General features: G+C 71.2%; 14 protein-coding genes. 10 read left to right on the top strand and 4 right to left on the bottom strand.

Annotation, left to right across the window (positions count from 1 at the left end):
• Positions 1-11 precede the first annotated feature (11 nt).
• Entirely contained in the window at positions 12-1,853 is a 1,842-nt protein-coding gene (asnB, locus tag HHX41_RS23920) for an asparagine synthase (glutamine-hydrolyzing) (protein WP_182907788.1), read from the top strand.
• Between the two features lie 23 nt (positions 1,854-1,876).
• Here asnB and xseA read toward each other — a convergent pair whose 3' ends face one another.
• Together xseA and HHX41_RS23910 are read right to left on the bottom strand one after the other, a co-directional pair.
• Positions 1,877-3,082, bottom strand: a complete 1,206-nt coding sequence (gene xseA, locus HHX41_RS23915) for an exodeoxyribonuclease VII large subunit (protein ID WP_182907787.1) — start codon at positions 3,080-3,082, stop codon at positions 1,877-1,879.
• Positions 3,083-3,197: 115 nt separating this feature from the next.
• Positions 3,198-4,163, bottom strand: coding sequence for a hypothetical protein (locus tag HHX41_RS23910; RefSeq protein WP_182907786.1), 966 nt, complete (start codon positions 4,161-4,163; stop codon positions 3,198-3,200).
• Between the two features lie 116 nt (positions 4,164-4,279).
• On the opposite strand from HHX41_RS23910, the gene HHX41_RS23905 reads away from it, so the two are divergent.
• Positions 4,280-5,245: a 4-hydroxy-3-methylbut-2-enyl diphosphate reductase gene (locus tag HHX41_RS23905; protein ID WP_169983382.1), complete on the top strand. Its 966-nt coding sequence runs from the start codon at positions 4,280-4,282 to the stop codon at positions 5,243-5,245.
• Positions 5,246-5,255: 10 nt separating this feature from the next.
• On the opposite strand, the gene HHX41_RS23900 is transcribed toward HHX41_RS23905, so the two are convergent.
• Positions 5,256-5,744, bottom strand: coding sequence for a DUF6542 domain-containing protein (locus tag HHX41_RS23900; protein ID WP_182907785.1), 489 nt, complete (start codon positions 5,742-5,744; stop codon positions 5,256-5,258).
• 10 nt (positions 5,745-5,754) lie between these two features.
• Entirely contained in the window at positions 5,755-7,077 is a 1,323-nt protein-coding gene (locus HHX41_RS23895) for a DNA recombination protein RmuC (RefSeq protein WP_182907784.1), read from the bottom strand.
• Between the two features lie 88 nt (positions 7,078-7,165).
• Between HHX41_RS23895 and ychF the strand changes: the two genes are divergently transcribed.
• The 8 genes from ychF (at position 7,166) to HHX41_RS23855 (ending at position 15,736) form a co-directional block, all read left to right on the top strand.
• Positions 7,166-8,254 (top strand): redox-regulated ATPase YchF, encoded by a 1,089-nt coding sequence (gene ychF / locus HHX41_RS23890; protein WP_169983379.1) that lies wholly within the window; start codon positions 7,166-7,168, stop codon positions 8,252-8,254.
• Between the two features lie 45 nt (positions 8,255-8,299).
• On the top strand, positions 8,300-8,683 hold the full coding sequence (locus HHX41_RS23885) for a VOC family protein (protein WP_182907783.1): 384 nt from the start codon (positions 8,300-8,302) through the stop codon (positions 8,681-8,683).
• A 128-nt stretch (positions 8,684-8,811) separates the two neighbouring features.
• Positions 8,812-9,309 (top strand): RNA polymerase sigma factor, encoded by a 498-nt coding sequence (locus HHX41_RS23880; RefSeq protein WP_310742153.1) that lies wholly within the window; start codon positions 8,812-8,814, stop codon positions 9,307-9,309.
• Positions 9,302-10,231 carry a hypothetical protein gene (locus HHX41_RS23875; protein WP_182907781.1) on the top strand — a complete coding sequence of 310 codons (930 nt, stop codon included), beginning with the start codon at positions 9,302-9,304 and terminating at the stop codon, positions 10,229-10,231. The genes HHX41_RS23880 and HHX41_RS23875 overlap by 8 nt, the downstream gene beginning before the upstream one ends.
• A 443-nt stretch (positions 10,232-10,674) precedes the next feature.
• Complete coding sequence (locus HHX41_RS23870) at positions 10,675-11,502, top strand: hypothetical protein (protein ID WP_182907780.1); 828 nt, start codon at positions 10,675-10,677, stop codon at positions 11,500-11,502.
• A 361-nt stretch (positions 11,503-11,863) separates the two neighbouring features.
• Positions 11,864-12,874 (top strand): conjugal transfer protein, encoded by a 1,011-nt coding sequence (locus tag HHX41_RS23865; RefSeq protein ID WP_182907779.1) that lies wholly within the window; start codon positions 11,864-11,866, stop codon positions 12,872-12,874.
• 50 nt (positions 12,875-12,924) lie between these two features.
• The gene (locus tag HHX41_RS23860; RefSeq protein ID WP_169983373.1) at positions 12,925-13,212 is read left to right on the top strand and encodes a hypothetical protein; all 288 of its coding nucleotides are present in this window, start codon (positions 12,925-12,927) and stop codon (positions 13,210-13,212) included.
• Between the two features lie 22 nt (positions 13,213-13,234).
• Entirely contained in the window at positions 13,235-15,736 is a 2,502-nt protein-coding gene (locus HHX41_RS23855; protein WP_182907778.1) for a TcpE family conjugal transfer membrane protein, read from the top strand.
• Positions 15,737-15,765: the final 29 nt, after the last annotated feature.

Here is a 15,765-nt window from a genome sequence, read left to right as displayed (position 1 = left end):
GGGTCATCCTTATGTGTGGAATCAGCGGCTGGGTGGACTACGGACGTGACCTTCGTCGCGAACGGGAGACCGTGCAGGCCATGACGGACACGATGGCGTGCCGGGGGCCCGACGCCGAGGGGGCGTGGCTCGCTCCGCACGTCGCGTTCGGCCACCGGCGGCTGGCCATCATCGACATCGAGGGCGGGCGCCAGCCCATGACCGCCGGGACCGGGGACGAGGTCGTGGCCGCGCTCACCTACAGCGGCGAGGTCTACAACTTCAGGGAGCTGCGCGCCGAGCTCGAACGGCGCGGGCACCGGTTCCGGACGCAGAGCGACACCGAGGTCGTCCTGGAGGCGTACCTCGAATGGGGCGAGGACTTCGTCTCCCGCCTCAACGGAATGTACGCCTTCGCCATCTGGGACGCCCGCCGCGAGGAACTGCTGCTCGTGCGCGACCGCATGGGGATCAAGCCCCTGTACTACTACCCCACACCGAACGGGGTGCTGTTCGGCTCCGAGCCCAAGGCCATCCTGGCCAACCCGCTCGCCGAGCGGGTGATCGACGCCGACGGCCTGCGCGAGATCCTGGCCTTCGTCAAGACGCCCGAGTCCGCCGTCTTCCGCGGCATGCACGAGGTGCGGCCCGGCCAGGTGGTGAAGCTGCGGCGCGAGGGCCTGAGCAAGCGGCGCTACTGGCGGCTGGAGTCGCGCGAGCACACCGACGACCTGCAGACCACCATCCGGACCGTGCGGGAGCTGCTCGACGACATCGTCGAGCGGCAGCTCATCTCCGACGTGCCGCTGTGCACGCTGCTGTCCGGCGGGCTCGACTCCAGCGCGGTCACCGCGCTCGCGGCCCGCGCGCTGGCCGGCCAGGGCGGGGTGCGGTCGTTCTCCGTCGACTTCGCCGGCTACAGCGAGAACTTCCAGGCCGACGACATGCGCGACACCCCGGACACGCCGTACGTCCACGACGTCGTGCGGCACGTCGGCTCCGATCACACGGACATCGTGCTGGACTCGGCCGATCTCATGGATCCCGCCGTCCGCGCGGCCGTCCTGCGGGCGAGGGACCTCCCGCTCGGCATCGGCGACATGGACACCTCGCTCTACCTGCTCTTCAAGGCGATCAGGGGGCACTCGACGGTGGCGCTGTCGGGGGAGTCCGCCGACGAGGTGTTCGGCGGCTACCGGTGGTTCCACGATCCGGAGGCGGTCAACTCCGGCACCTTCCCGTGGCTCGCCATCCAGGGCCAGACGGGCCTGTCCAGCCGGGGCGAGTTCCTGAACGAGGAGCTGCTGCGCAAGCTCGACATCCCCGCCTACCGCGCCGACAGCTACCAGCGGGCGCTGGCCGAGGTGCCCCGGGTGCCGGGGGAGACCGGGCTGCAGAAGCGGATGCGGGAGATCAGCTACCTGCACCTCACCCGGTTCGTGCAGATCCTGCTCGACCGCAAGGACCGCATGAGCATGGCCGTCGGGCTGGAGGTCCGGGTGCCGTTCTGCGACCACCGCCTGGTCGAGTACGTCTTCAACGCCCCCTGGGCCATGAAGACCTTCGACGGGCACGAGAAGAGCCTGCTGCGCGCGGCGACGGCCGACGTGCTGCCCCGCTCGGTGGTGGAGCGCCGCAAGGTGCCCTACCCCTCGACCCAGGACCCGGCCTACGAGCGCGCGCTGCGTGCCGAGGTCACCCGCGTGCTGGACGGGGACTCCGCCATCGGCTGCTTGGTGGACGCGGGCAAGGTGCGCACGATGCTCGACCAGCCCATGGGCGCGGTCAGCCTGCAGGGCGCCCGGACGTCGCTGGAGGGCATCCTGCAGATGAACGCGTGGCTCGGCGCCTACGACGTGCGCCTCGCGATCTGACCCGCTGCGGCGCGTAAGCCGGGTCACGAGTCCTGGGCGGTCACCGTCACACGGTCGTCGGAGAAGCGGATCGTGAGCTCGTCACCCGGCTTGACGTCCCCGGCCAGGCGGACGACCTCTCCGGAAGGACGCTGCGCGATGGCGTAACCCCGCTCCAGGGTCGCCGCGGGGGAGAGGGCCACGAGCCTGGCCCTGAGATGTTCCAGCGAGTCGGCCGAGCGGTCCAGGGACGCCGACAGGCAGCGCCTGGACCGCTCGCGCAACGCGTCGACCTGCTCGGCCCGCCGGTCGAGCTCCCGGACGGGATCGGCGAGCGACGGCCGGGAGCGGACGGACTCGAGCCACGACATCTCACGGTCGACCCAGCCGCGCAGCACCCGTCTGCCCCGGTCCCTGAGCTGGTGGATCAGCGTGAGCTGCTCGCCCACGTCGGGAACCACCTTCTTGGCCGCGTCCGTCGGGGTCGACGCGCGCACGTCGGCCACGAGATCGAGCAGCGGGCTGTCCTGCTCGTGGCCGATGGCGCTCACCACGGGTGTGCGGCAGGCCGCGACGGCCCGCACCAGCGACTCGTCGGAGAACGGCAGCAGGTCTTCCAGCGAGCCGCCGCCCCTGGCGATGATGATCACGTCGACCTCGCGGTCGGCGTCGAGCTTCCGCAGCGCCTCGGTCACCTCGCCCACGGCGTACGGCCCCTGGACGGCGACCTGCTCCACCTTGAATCGGACGGCGGGCCAGCGGCGGCGGGAGTTCTCCAGCACGTCGCGCTCGGCCGCCGAGTCCCGCCCGCAGACGAGGCCGACGGTGCCCGGCAGGAACGGCAGCCGTCTTTTCCTGTCGACGTTGAACAGGCCCTCGCCCGCCAGCACCTGACGGAGCCGTTCGAGCCGGGCCAGCAGTTCGCCGATGCCGACCGGGCGGATCTCCAGGGCCGTGAACGCGAACGAGCCCCTGTTGACCCAGAAGTCCGGCTTGACGTGCATCACGACGCGTGCGCCGTCCACGGGACGCGGCACACTCGCCTCGTAGACGGCCCGCGCGCAGGTGATGCGCGCCGAGACGTTGGCCACGGGGTCGCGCAGCGTCAGGAAGACGGTGCCGCCCCGGGCCGTCAGCTCGGTGATCTGCCCCTCGACCCAGACGGTGCCCAGCTTGCCGATCCACTGGGCGACCATCTGCAGCACCGACCTGATCGGCAGGGGCGCCTCCGGGGACGTCTTCGCGCTCAAGTGCCCTCCTCGCCTGACCCGGCCGCGTCACCCGCCGTACGCTCGCCGCTCGCACCTGCAGGCTAGCCGTACCCGCCGACAATCCACCGGCGGCCGGGCGGGCGCGGCCCGGGGATCAGGACTCGGACTGGAGCTTGGACAGCCGGTTCTGGAACATCCGGACCACCTCGGGGCGGTTCAGGTGTGCCTGCTCGTAGTCCAGCAGCGCGTGCACCTGCTCGGCCGACTTGCCGCGCATCCGCGCCCGCAGCGACGCCACGGAGAGGTTCGCGTAGCCCGGCATCGGCTCGGTGGGCTCGGCGGGCTCGGCGGCGGCCCCGGCGGGCTGTTCTGCCGTCGCCTCGGCGGGGCTCTCCGGCGCCTCGGGGGCGGCGGCCTTGCGGCGGGTCCTGGTGGCCTTCGGCGCGGCGGCGGCCGCGGCCTCGGGGGTCGCTTCGGAAGTCTGGGGTGCGGCTTCGGGCGTCTCGGCGGCGGCCTTGCGCCGGGTGCGCGGCTTCTTGGGCGCCTCGGCGGGGGCGGCCTCGGCGGTTCCCGTGGCCTCAGCGGTTCCGGTGGCCTCGGCGGTTCCGGCGCTTTCCGTGGCTTCGGCCGTTTCCGCGGGCTTGGCGGCGGCCTTGCGGGTGCGCGGCTTCCTGGGGGCGGGGGCCTGGTCCGCGACCTCGGCGGCGACGGGGGTCTCGGCCTCGGCGGACGCCGTCTCGGCCGGGGCAGGCTCCGCCGCCGGTGTCTCCGCGGGTGTCTCCGCGGGTGTCTCGGCCGGTGTCTCGGCCGCCGCGGGCGTCTCGGTGGTCACCGCGTCGGCCTGCTCGGCCCGCTCGGCCTGCTCGGTCTTGCTCGGGCGAGGGGCGTAGATGACGGGCTTGCGGGGCTCGGTCCGTTCCTCGGTGGCCTGTGCGGTGGACTGTGCGGTGGACTGTGCGGTGGACTGGGCGGCGGCCTGCTCGGTCCCGGTCGCGTCGGCGGTCTCGGGACGCTCGCCGTCCTGCGCCTCACCACCGGCGAAGCGATGCTTGATCGTGGTCTTGATCTTGTCGCCGGCCACCAGTGCCTGCCCGACCCCGTTCAGAGCGGTCTGTAGCACTGTCGTTATTGCTCTAAGGACGGACATTTCGGCTCCCGGGGAGATGTGTATCTGGTACGCCCAGTCTTGCAAGACCAGGGTCAAGAAGCGGCTCGCGTTCCACATAGCATAGGAACATGGACGTGCAGACCTCAGCGACCCGCCGTGTCCTGGTCGCCAAGCCCCGCGGCTACTGCGCGGGGGTCGACCGCGCGGTGCAGGCGGTGGAACGTGCGCTGGAGCAGTATGGCGCGCCCATCTACGTACGCAAGCAGATCGTGCACAACACCCACGTCGTGAAGACGCTGGAGGAGCGCGGCGCCGTCTTCGTGGAGGAGACCGAGGAGGTCCCCGAGGGCGCCATCGTGGTCTTCTCCGCCCACGGCGTTGCGCCGGCCGTGCACGAGGAGGCCGCGAGCCGCCGTCTGCGCACCGTCGACGCGACGTGCCCGCTGGTGACCAAGGTGCACAACGAGGCCAAGAGGTTCGCGGCCAAGGACTACGACATCCTGCTCATCGGACACGAGGGGCACGAGGAGGTCGAGGGCACCGCGGGCGAGGCGCCGGAGCACATCCAGCTCGTGGACGGTCTCGACGGCGTCGACGGAGTGTCCGTACGCGACCCGGAGAAGGTGGTCTGGCTCTCCCAGACGACCCTGTCGGTGGACGAGACCACCGAGACGGTCGCACGGCTGCGGACGCGGTTCCCGAACCTCATCGACCCGCCGAGCGACGACATCTGCTACGCCACCTCCAACAGGCAGACGGCCGTCAAGCGGATCGCCGCCGAATCCGACCTGGTCATCGTCGTCGGCTCGGCCAACTCCTCCAACTCCAAGCGGCTGGTCGAGGTCGCCAAGGACTACGGCGCCGCCGCTGCCTACCTCGTCGACGACGCCTCGTTCGTACGGGACGAGTGGCTGGAGGGTGTGCGCACGGTCGGCCTGACGAGCGGCGCCTCCGTGCCGGAGGAACTGGTGGAGGGCGTGCTCGCCAAGCTGGCCGGCCACGGTTTCACCGACGTCGAGGAGGTCGAGTCGGTGCAGGAGAGCATGCGTTTCGCCCTGCCGCACGAGCTCCGCAAGGACCTCCGCGCGGTCTGAACCGCCGGGGTCACTCGTCGGCGGACCTGCCGTACACGCGGGGCTCGAAGTAGCCCTCGGGCTCGGGGTCGAACGCGCGGCCACGGCGGGAGCGGGAGGCCGGCGCCGCGCTGGGCGCCGGCGCACCGCGCAGCTCCATGAAGTTGGCGGGCAGGCCGCGGAACCACGCGACCCCCAGGGCCAGCGCGGACCCGAGGAACAGCCACGGCGCGCCGGACGACAGCACGGTGAACATGCCGAGCCCGAACGTCTTGAGCATCGAACCGGACCCGAGCGCCCGTACGAGCTCCACCAGCAGGGCCGCGGCGAAGAAGACCAGCGGAGGCGTCACCACCAGCGGCAGCAGGTCCCGGGGCCGCACCAGCAGGGCTGCCGCGAGGCAGCCGGCCACGAACACGGGCCCGGGCAGGAACGGCATGCCCACCAGCGTGATCACGAAGAGCATGACGATCGCCCCCCGAGCGGTCAGCCGCAGCCCCGCTCGACCGGTGCCTGTCATCGGGCCCCCCTTACGACAAGTCTCGCGTCAATTTACCGTTCTGAGGATGCGGGGGTGGGGGGCTTACCCGCTCTTCACCTTCGAGTTCCGGGATGGCGACCGGCCGGGGGACCTCCTCCACCGCCGCCGGGGCGTCGAGCGAGTAGTCCACCAGGCCGAGGTCGTTCATCCTCCGCGCGCTGACCAGGACCCGGCTCTCCAGCGAGCCGACCGTCTGGTTGTACGCGGTGACCGCTCGGGTGAGCGCCTTGCCCAGGCTGTCCACGTGCCGCCCGAGGCCGCCGAGCCGGTCGTACAGTTCCTTGCCGAGATCGAAGACGGCCTTGGCGTTCTCGCTGACCGCGGTCTGCTGCCAGGCGTACTGCGCGGTGCGGAGCATCGTGACGAGCGTCGTCGGAGTGGCGATGTGGACGCGCTTGCGCATGGCGTACTCCAGCAGCCCCGGATCGCGCTCCAGGGCGGGCGCGAGGAACGCCTCGCCGGGGATGAACAGGACCACGAACTCGGGCGACGGGCTGAACGCCTGCCAGTAGGACTTGGCGGCTAACCGGTCCACGTGCTCGCGCAGGTGCCGCGCGTGGGCGTCCAGCCGCGCCGAGGCGAAGTCGGAATCGGCGGCCTCGGCCGCGTCCAGGTAGGCGGCGAGCGACACCTTCGCGTCCACGATGACGTTCTTGCCGCCGCTGAGCCGTACGACCATGTCGGGCCGGACGACGCCGTCGCGGGTGACGGCGCTCACCTGCTCGTCGAAGTCGCAGAAGCGGGCCATCCCGGCGATCTCCGCCACCCGGCGCAGCTGCAGCTCTCCCCAGCGCCCCCGCGCCTCCGGCCGCTGCAGCGCCCGCACCAGCGCGTCCGTCTGCGCCTTGAGCCGCTCGGAACTCTGCCGTACGAACTCCATCTGCTTGCTCAGCTCGGCGCGGGCGGCGCGGGCGCCCGACTCGCTCTCCCTGAGCTGGCTCTCCACCTTGGCGAGGGTCTCCCGCAGCGGCGCGACCAGGTTCTCGACCGCCTGCCTGCGCTGGTCGAGATCGCCTGCGGCCTCGGCCCTCGTGGTGTTCAGCCGGTTTTCCGCGAGTTCGAGGAAGCGCAGGTTGGCCACGTCGAGGGCATGCGCGGAGATGGCCTGGAACCGCTCGGTGAGCTGGTTCTCCATGTAGGCCACCTTGTCCTCGGCCGCCCGCGTCCTCGCCTCGGCCTCGGCCACCCTGGCGGCCTCCTGGGCGGCACGGCCCGCGGTCCGTGCGGCGGCCAGCGCGAGGCCGATCACCAGCCCCACGGCGAGTCCCAGTACGAGTGCCACGACATCCACGGTCTGGATGATTTCAGGCATTGGCGTGCCAAACAGGGAGGCGCGCCTGGCAGCGGGCCGAGGCCGTCGATGTCCGGCGCACCCACCGAGCCCCCTAAACTCGGGGTACGTGAGCCTGAGCATCGGCATCGTCGGCCTGCCCAACGTCGGCAAGTCCACGCTTTTCAACGCCCTGACCAAGAGCGCGAACGCCTTGGCGGCCAACTACCCGTTCGCCACGATCGAGCCGAACGTGGGCATCGTCGGCGTGCCCGACCCGCGTCTGGACAAGCTGGCGGAGATCTACGGTTCCGCGCGCATCCTCCCGGCCAAGGTCGAGTTCGTCGACATCGCGGGCCTGGTGAAGGGCGCCTCGGAGGGGCAGGGCAGGGGCAACCAGTTCCTCGCCAACATCCGCGAGACCGACGCGATCTGCCAGGTCATCCGGGTCTTCTCCGACCCCGACGTCACCCACGTGGACGGTGAGGTGGCGCCGGAGCGCGACATCGAGACGATCAACACCGAGCTGATCCTCGCCGACCTGCAGACGATCGAGAAGGCGCTGCCCCGCTTGCAGAAGGAGGCGCGCACCAACAAGGACCGCAAGGTCCTCCTGGAGGCCGCCGAGGCCGCGGCGAAGCTGCTCGACACCGGCACCACCCTGTACGCCGGGGGCAAGGCGGCCGGGATCGACCTCGCCGACCTGCGCGAGCTCCACCTCCTCACGGCCAAGCCGTTCCTGTACGTCTTCAACCTCGACGCCGACGAGCTGACCGACGCCGACCTGCGGGCCAAGCTCTCCGCGCTCGTGGCGCCGGCGGAGGCCGTGTTCCTCGACGCCAAGATCGAGTCCGAGCTGGTGGAGCTGCCCGACGACGAGGCGCTGGAACTGCTGCAGTCGGTCGGCCAGGAGGAGTCCGGCCTCGCCCAGCTCGCCCGGGTCGGCTTCGAGACGCTGGGCCTGCAGACGTACCTGACCGCCGGGCCCAAGGAGGCCCGGGCCTGGACGATCCGCAAGGGCGCCACCGCTCCCGAGGCCGCCGGGGTCATCCACACCGACTTCCAGCGCGGTTTCATCAAGGCCGAGGTCATCTCGTTCGACGACCTGGTGGAGGCGGGCTCGATGACCGCCGCCCGGGCCGCGGGCAAGGCCAGGATCGAGGGCAAGGACTACGTGATGCGCGACGGCGACGTCGTGGAGTTCCGCTTCAACGTCTGAACCGGTGTAGATCGACTCCCGGGTCGTCTACGTACACTGTCGGGCATGGCATGCCGCATCAGTGAGCTCGTCATCGACGCCGCCGATCCCGAACGGCTCGCCGAGTTCTGGAGCAAGGTCCTCGGCTACGTCGAACTCGGCAGGGAAGACGACGGGAGCATCGAGATCGGGCCGCCCGGCACCGGCTTCGGCGGCCCGCAGCCCACCCTCATCCTCAGCCCCAGCAGCGCCCCGCGGACCGGGAAGCTCCGGCTGCACATCGACGTCAACGCCACCGACCGCGACCAGGACGCCGAGCTGGAGCGGCTGCTCGCTCTCGGCGCCAGGCCCGCCGACGTCGGCCAGACCGGCACCGAGAACTGGCACGTCCTGGCCGACCCGGAAGGCAACGAGTTCTGCCTCCTGCACGCCCGGCTCCAGCCCCTCTGAGGACCCGGGCGACCGGTCCGGTGGCCCCTGGGTGCGGAAGGACCCCGAGACCAGCGGCATAGGCGGCTGAGCCGTCACCCTTCACCCCGCTAGAGAGAGCGGTGTGACCATTCCCGCCCCGATCGCGTCTGGTCTGTTGTGACAGACACAAGAACGCGGGGGGCATCATCATCGAGGAGCTGTACCGCGAGCACTGGGCGCTCGTGTGCGGGTTCCTTCTACGCCGCACCCGCGACCCCCATCTCGCCGAGGACCTGGCCCAGGAGACGTTCGTCAAGGCGACGAGGGCGCTGCTCGGCTGGCGCGGTGAGAACCCGGCGGCATGGCTGCTCACCATCGCCCGCAACGTCCTGGTCGACCATCTCCGGCGCCACCGCCTCGAACTGGGCCTGCCCCATCCCGACGAGCTCGGCGTGCCCGCGCTGCACGCCGAGTCGCTGGCCGTGCGCGATGTCCTGGAACGGCTGTCCGAGGAGCATCGCAGGCTGCTCACCTTGGTCTACTTCGAGGGCTTCTCCCTGGTCGAGGTGGCCGCGATGACCGGCAAGAAGCACACCACGATCAAAACGGCCGTGTGGCGGGCCAGGACCGCCTTCGCCGATCTCTACGGAGTTCCTCATGACTGACGATCTGCTGCCGCCCATGCCCGACTTCGATCAGAAGGCGACCCGACGGGCCGTCCGGCGCGGTGTCGTCCGCACCGCGATCACGGTGCTGGCGGCACTGCTCGCCCTCGTCCTGGCGGCGACCGTGGGCTCTGGCCTGGTGCAGCGGCGCGGCGACCGGGAACTGCGCATGACCGACGTGCTGGGCACCGCCTTCAAGATCTACAATCCCGGCTACGACATCGAAGTTCGGGAGAGGGGTGCCACCGCACCGTTGTCGATGTCGTTCACGGTGGCCGTCAGGCCGATGCGGGCCGTCGGAGGTTTCGCCGACGGTTACGGCGGCGTGGAGCATGTCGTCACCCAGGATTTCTTCGGTCACGTGGGCAGGCTGCCACTCGGCACCTACGCCGGCACCACGCTGAGCAGGGCGCTGATCAACGTGGGCACGGGCAATCAGCCCAAGGAGGACGGCCGCAAGGTGCTGGCCAGGCTCCCGGAAGGGCTCAACGCGCTGGCGGTGGTCGAGTTCGCCAAACCGCTCACCACCGATGAGCTGGCCGCCTTCACCGCCGGGTACAAGTCGATCGCCGAGAAGGTGGTCTTCGAACGGCGTCCCAGGTCGATCCCCATCACGTGGGGAGGACTGACGATGTGGGACCGGGCCCCGGTGCCGGAAGGCTGGATCGAGCCCGACGATGCGATCAAGCTGGACCTCGCGAACTTCCGCCGCTGGGTGGGCATGCTGAAGGACTACGACGACGACAACCTGCACGACTTCGATTTGAGCCTGGCCCGGCTGCGCAAGGCGGCGAACGCCGGCCTGGCCTACGCCTACGTGGACTCGTTGGCGACGGTCGGGCAACTGCGGAAGATCATCGAGGATCCGCTGGTCCGGACGGTCCGCGTGGCGGACGTCACCTACGATCTCGAACGGCCGTAGCCGGTCGGCGGGGACGGGGGATCACGCAAAGCGGCGGTCACGGTGGCGGGGACCCGTCATCGGGCGTGAGCGGCGGGCTCGCCGTTCTCCGGGTGCCGGAACCTGGCGACGATCAGGGCCGGACCATCGCAGACTGCTCTGGCGTATAAGAAGCCGCAAACCACCCTGGGGCATCACCTGCCGCAGCCCTCCCTCCGGTCAGATCCTCCATGGCCTGCGGAAACGCTTGGGCCAACTGCCCTAGACGCATTCGGGAGGCTCGTTGAAGCATCGAGATGAGGCCGTTTGGGCGCGAAGTCGCCCGTGAATTCTCCCTTTTCGTGACAAATTCCATCGGTGCCGTAATCCGGCGTGGGCGGAAGGGAGACGGCCGAATTCGGGCACCGGGAAAAGCCCAGGTGGCCTGACCTGCCGAGGCCCCGATCGGGCCCAAGGAGGGGACCATGCACCGGAAATCCAGACAGCTCGCTCTCGCGGCGATTGTCGCCTCGACCTTCACGGCCGGCGGAATCGCGCTGCTCGGCGGCACCGCCTCCGCGGCCACCGGCGCCCCGCAGGCGGGTGAGCCCGGCGGATCTGTGCGGGTGACGTCGTACACCATCAGCGAGCCGCTGCTGGCGACGGAGTCCGCATCCCAGGCCAGCACGATCTCGGCTCCGCTGATCAGCGCGCCGCTGATCGCGGAGAGCGCGCCGGTCTTCGCCCCTGAGGTGCTCCCGCCGACCGGCCTGGTGCCCCAGGCGCCGCAGCTCACCGTCTCCATGCCGCAGATGTCCGCCTCGGCGCTGCCGCGGACCGTCTCGGTCACGGTCCGCGAGCAGTTCCCGGCGCAGTGGTCCGCACGGCAGTACAGCGGTTCCAGCGGCTCGTCGTGGCGCAGCGAGTCTTCAGCCGGCGCGAGCCTGCGGAGCGAGGCGTTCCCGGCCGCGTCGATGGAGCAGATGGCGGAGGAGGCCCGGCAGACCATCAGGGACGAGGCGAGCAGCGCCAAGCAGCAGATCATGCAGGAGGCGATGAACGCGCAGCAGCGCATCGAGCAGATGTCCCTGCACGCACAGCAGCAGCTGTCGGAGACGCAGTCGTCGGCGAGCGAGTCGCAGAGCTCCTCGCTGCCGCAGAGCGCTCCGGAAAGTGCTCCGGAGAGCGCTCTGGGAAGCGCGCCGGAGAGCATCCCGCCCACGATCACGGGTCCGGAGAGCGCGCCGCCGGCGGGCATCCCGGAGACCTCGATCGAGTCGTCCTCCTCGTCCTCCTCGGAGGCGTGCCAGTAGGGCGCAGGCCCGTTCACGACACGACGGCCCCGCTTCGCGCGGGGCCGTCGGCTGTCCGGGTGCGGGGGTGCGGTCGGTTTCGATATGCCTGCGAGCTGCGAAGACAGCAATAGGTGGCGGTTAGGTAATCGATGCCCCGGCTGGCCAGGCGTAACGTGCTTTTCCGCGGAGTGGATAGGCGTGGGGCGTCTCGACGGGATGTGGACCCGGTTTGCTCGGTCGCGGCGATGCTTGCACCATGGGCGTGGCTTACCTGGAAGAATTGGCGAGACCGCTAGGGTGAATACTTCAATGCGGTTAACCGGATCGAGAGCAAGAGGAAACCGCGCCAGCCGGAGGGATCGGCGCGAGCGGAGGCGTGATGGCTCGCAGGTCAGACGTCCAGCAGGATCCGCGGATCGCTGGCGACCCTGACCCGTACCCACTGGAAGGCTTCGATCCGGCGAGCGCGGCGCGCGCCGCGGCCCCTCGCCGCAGAGGCTGGAGCGGCGGCGGAGGCCGCTGGCTCGTCTGGACCGGGCGGGTCATCCTCTGGGCGCTGATCGTCGTCATCGTGGTCAACGGCGTCCGTGCGGTGTTCGAGCGCTCCCTACAGGACGACGGCGCCCCCTCGACGCCGGCCGGGACGGCCACCTCCGGGTTCCCTGCGACGCAGGCGGCGGCCTTCGCCAACCAGTTCGCGGCGGTCTACCTCAACTACGACGCGGCCAACCCCCAGCAGCGCGCGGAACGGCTGAAGTCGTTCCTGCCGGAGGGCGCGGACGACCAGTTCGGCTGGAACGGCTACGGGCGCATGTCGGCCGGGGCCTTCCAGTTCGCCGGGATCGACGTCGTCGACGACCACAACGCCCGGGTGACGGTGACGTACCAGTCCGGAGGCAGCCGTGGGCTGCTGTCCGTGCCGGTCTACTACGAAAACGGCAGGTTCGTGGTTGCGGCCCAACCGGCCCTGCTGCCCGCGCCGGGGCCGGCCGGCCTGCCGCAGCTCCCGGACCCCGACCGCGACTCCAGCACCGAGGCCGAACTGCGTCCCCAGCTCGAAGGCTTCTTCAAGGCGTACGCCGCGGGCAACCAGGTCGACCTGCAGCGGTACGTCGCGAGCGGGGTGACCGTCAACGGGTTCGGCGGCGAGTTCACCCTCGCCGAGCTGAAGGACGTCGTGGTCCCGCCGGGCGGCACCGACAGCAGGAAGGTCACGGCGGTGGTCGTGTGGGCGGTGGCGTCCGGCGAGCAGGCGGCACTGGCGAGTCCGTCGCAGGACCCGGCGGCGCAGCCCGCCGGTCTCGAGCAGGCCTATCAGTTGACGATCGAAAAGCAGGGCGGCAAGTGGTTCGTCAGGGACATCCAGGGTGCGAACCGGTCCGTGGGGTAGCGCATGCCCGGCAAAGACATCGCTGATCCATACCCCCGGGAGGGCGAGAGTTGATACTGAAGACCATCGCGGACCACGTCCTTGATCTGGCCGCGCCGTCGCCTGCCCCGGCGACGGGCATCAACACCGAGGGTCTCGCCGACTTCCTCCGGAAGTTCTTCGCTCCGCTCTTCCTCGCGGTCGTCTCCGTCGTGGCGCTCTTCTTCCTCTTCACCCGCGAGATCACCAGGTTCGTCCAGTTCATCATCCTGGCGATCGCGATCGGCGTGATCTTCTACGTTCCCAACATCATCGAGGTGACGGCGAAGGCGATCGCGGGCGCACTTGGCATCAAGTGAGCGGGCGGAGAGGAGGTTCGGGGTGGATCTGCCCACATATACCAATATCTGGCGCATCGAGAAGCGGCTGTACAAGCTGTACGACCTACGGCTGCCGATGCCGCTTCCGGTCGTCTGGATCGGTGTGTTCGTGGGTGTCTCCGTGCCGTGGTGGGTCTTCCTCTACCTGATCGGCCTGCCCTTCGCGGCCCCGTGGCACGTCATCTACCTGGTTCCCCCCGGCGTGCTCACCTGGCTGTCCACCCGTCCCGTCATCGAGAGCAAGCGCCTCACCGAGCTGCTTCAGTCACAGCTCCGCTACATGAGCGAGCCCCGGACGTGGTGCCGGATGGCCCCGTTCGACGAGCCGGACGAGGTCGCACTCACGGCGCGCGTCTGGCGGACCACGCCGCCGGCCGTGGCGGGGAACGGCAGGGCGGCCCGCAAGGCGCGCCGTGCCGTCTCGGTCAAGGTGCCGGTCCCGGAGGTCTCCGCAACCGGCGCACGGCCGGCCTCGGGGGCCGCCGTGCGAGCGGGCGCGCGTCAGGTGGACCCCTCACGCGTGGTACGCCCCGCCGTGGCGGCCGCCGCGGCCGCCGCCGCACCGGTCGTCGCCGACACCCCGGCCCCCATCCCGGCCACCACCTCGGCCAAGACCGCCCGCGGCGGTGCCGGCGCCACCGGTGAGCGCGTCCTCTACCTCCCGGAGCCGTCCGCACCTCCCGTACGTGAGGAGGCGCGGGGCGGCTACGCCACCGGCCCGGAACGTGAGCGCGAGCAGCAGCACGAGAGCCACGAGAGGCACGAGGGCCACGAGCGGGGCCCCGTCACTGCGGCCTCGCACGCCGCTCCCGCAGCTCCCGCCGAGGCTCCGGACGCGCCCGCCGTCCCGCCCATCGGCACGGAGGCGCTGCGCCGCCTGCGCCGGCTCGCCGCTTCGGCCGAACCCCGCGCCATAGGGCACTCCGGTGTGACGCCCTTCGCCGAGGCGCCCCCGCGGCCCGGCGAGCAGGCGGCGGAGGAGACACCGGCGGAGGAGACACCGGGGGAGGAGGCACAGACGGAGGAGGCGCCGTCCGCGCCCCAGGAGTCCGCCGGTGGCGAGCGGGACGCCGAGGCGCTCGAACAGCATCGCAAGGGCCGGCCGCCGCGGCTCGTACGGCCACGGGTGCCGGGAGACGCCTGGGGCGAGACGTCCCGGACATCCTCGCCGGAGCCGGAGCGGACGCCTCCGGCGGCGGACGAAGCGCCCGCGGCCACCGAAGACGCGGCCACGGGAGACGCGGAGACGGGAGACGCGGAGACGGACGAGCCCGCGACGGTCGCTCCCGCCGCGACGGACCTTCCGGCGGAGCCCACGACGGCCGACGCCGGTTCCTCCCCGGACGCCACGCGGGAGGGGACGCACACACCGGGGTCCCGGCCGTACGAGAGTGCCGGGGGCGCCCCCCGTGGCACCACCCCCGGCGGCACCGGCGCCGGCCCCGCCGTGACGCCTCCCGCGGCCCCCGCGGGGGTGTCGATCCGGGCCGTGCCCGCGGGACCCCGGGCGGCCGGCCCTGCCGGTCCCGCCCGGCCGTCGCTGCCCGCCGCGCACAGGACCACCCCCGGCAGGCCGGCGCACGAGGAGCCGCCGCGGCTGCGCCGCGTCGAGGCCGTAGTCGGCCGTGACACATCGGGCGGCTGGCGGCGCCTGGCACAGGTCGTCGTGGGCGGCAGCCGTACAGACGGCATGGAGGTCGACGAGGCCCGGGCCCGCGTCCCGCTCACCAGCAGCAGCCGGATCATGGTGCTCGGCTGCACGGGCGGCGCCGGGCAGACGACCACGGCGTTAATGCTGGGCCACACGCTGGCCCGTTACCGGGAGGACCGCGTGCTCGCGCTCGACGCGAACACCGGAGAGGACACCCTCACGACGAGGATCGCCGCCGACTCGCCCGAGACGCTGAGCTCGCTCATCGAGAGCTCGGAAGAGGTGACCGGCTACCTCGGCATGCGGGCGTACACGACGCGCTGCGAATCGGGACTGGAGGTCGTCGGGGCGGACACCGACGACCGGGTGACGCAGCGCCTGGCGGACCGCGCCTTCCTGGCCGACTGGCGCAGGACGCTCGCCGCGCTCGACCGGCACTACCGGCTTACCGTGATCGACCCCGCGGCCGCGCTGGCGGCCCGGCTCCTGCCGTACGCCGACCAGCTCGTGCTGGTCGCCCCCGCAAGCGAGGACGCCTCCGAGGCGGTGGCGATGACCTACGAGTGGCTCGATGGGCACGGCTGCTCCGACCTGCGGCGCCGCGCCGTGATGGTGATCAACGGCGTGAGCCGCCGCAGCCTCCCCGAGGTGGAGCAGGCCGAGGCGGTGGCCAGCGGCCGCTGCCGGGCCATCGTCCGGGTGCCCTGGGAGGACGAGCTGGCTCCCGGGCGGCCGGGACCGGTCGACGTCAATCACCTCCGAATAGGCGGCCGCAGGGCGTACGTTGCGCTTGCGGGTGTGATCGTTAGCGGCCTGGCGACTGTCCAGGCCAAGCAGGAGGTGGCCAGATGAGGGGCGAGCGAGGAAGCTGGTGAGAGGTC

Origin of the sequence: Microbispora sp. H13382 (genome assembly GCF_014161445.1) — a bacterium.
GTDB lineage: Bacteria > Actinomycetota > Actinomycetes > Streptosporangiales > Streptosporangiaceae > Microbispora.
The sequence above is the reverse complement of the archived record's forward strand: the minus strand, read 5'-3'. Positions and strand labels throughout refer to the sequence as shown.

What these genes read in the sequence shown, in the direction of transcription:
- asnB (WP_182907788.1), top strand. Translation starts at nt 12, where the DNA reads ATGTGTGGAATCAGCGGCTGGGTGGACTACGGACGTGACCTTCGTCGC.
- HHX41_RS23905 (WP_169983382.1), top strand. Translation starts at nt 4,280, where the DNA reads ATGGACGTGCAGACCTCAGCGACCCGCCGTGTCCTGGTCGCCAAGCCC.
- HHX41_RS23900 (WP_182907785.1), bottom strand. Translation starts at nt 5,744, where the DNA reads ATGACAGGCACCGGTCGAGCGGGGCTGCGGCTGACCGCTCGGGGGGCG.
- HHX41_RS23895 (WP_182907784.1), bottom strand. Translation starts at nt 7,077, where the DNA reads ATGCCTGAAATCATCCAGACCGTGGATGTCGTGGCACTCGTACTGGGA.
- HHX41_RS23885 (WP_182907783.1), top strand. Translation starts at nt 8,300, where the DNA reads ATGGCATGCCGCATCAGTGAGCTCGTCATCGACGCCGCCGATCCCGAA.
- HHX41_RS23875 (WP_182907781.1), top strand. Translation starts at nt 9,302, where the DNA reads ATGACTGACGATCTGCTGCCGCCCATGCCCGACTTCGATCAGAAGGCG.
- HHX41_RS23870 (WP_182907780.1), top strand. Translation starts at nt 10,675, where the DNA reads ATGCACCGGAAATCCAGACAGCTCGCTCTCGCGGCGATTGTCGCCTCG.
- HHX41_RS23865 (WP_182907779.1), top strand. Translation starts at nt 11,864, where the DNA reads ATGGCTCGCAGGTCAGACGTCCAGCAGGATCCGCGGATCGCTGGCGAC.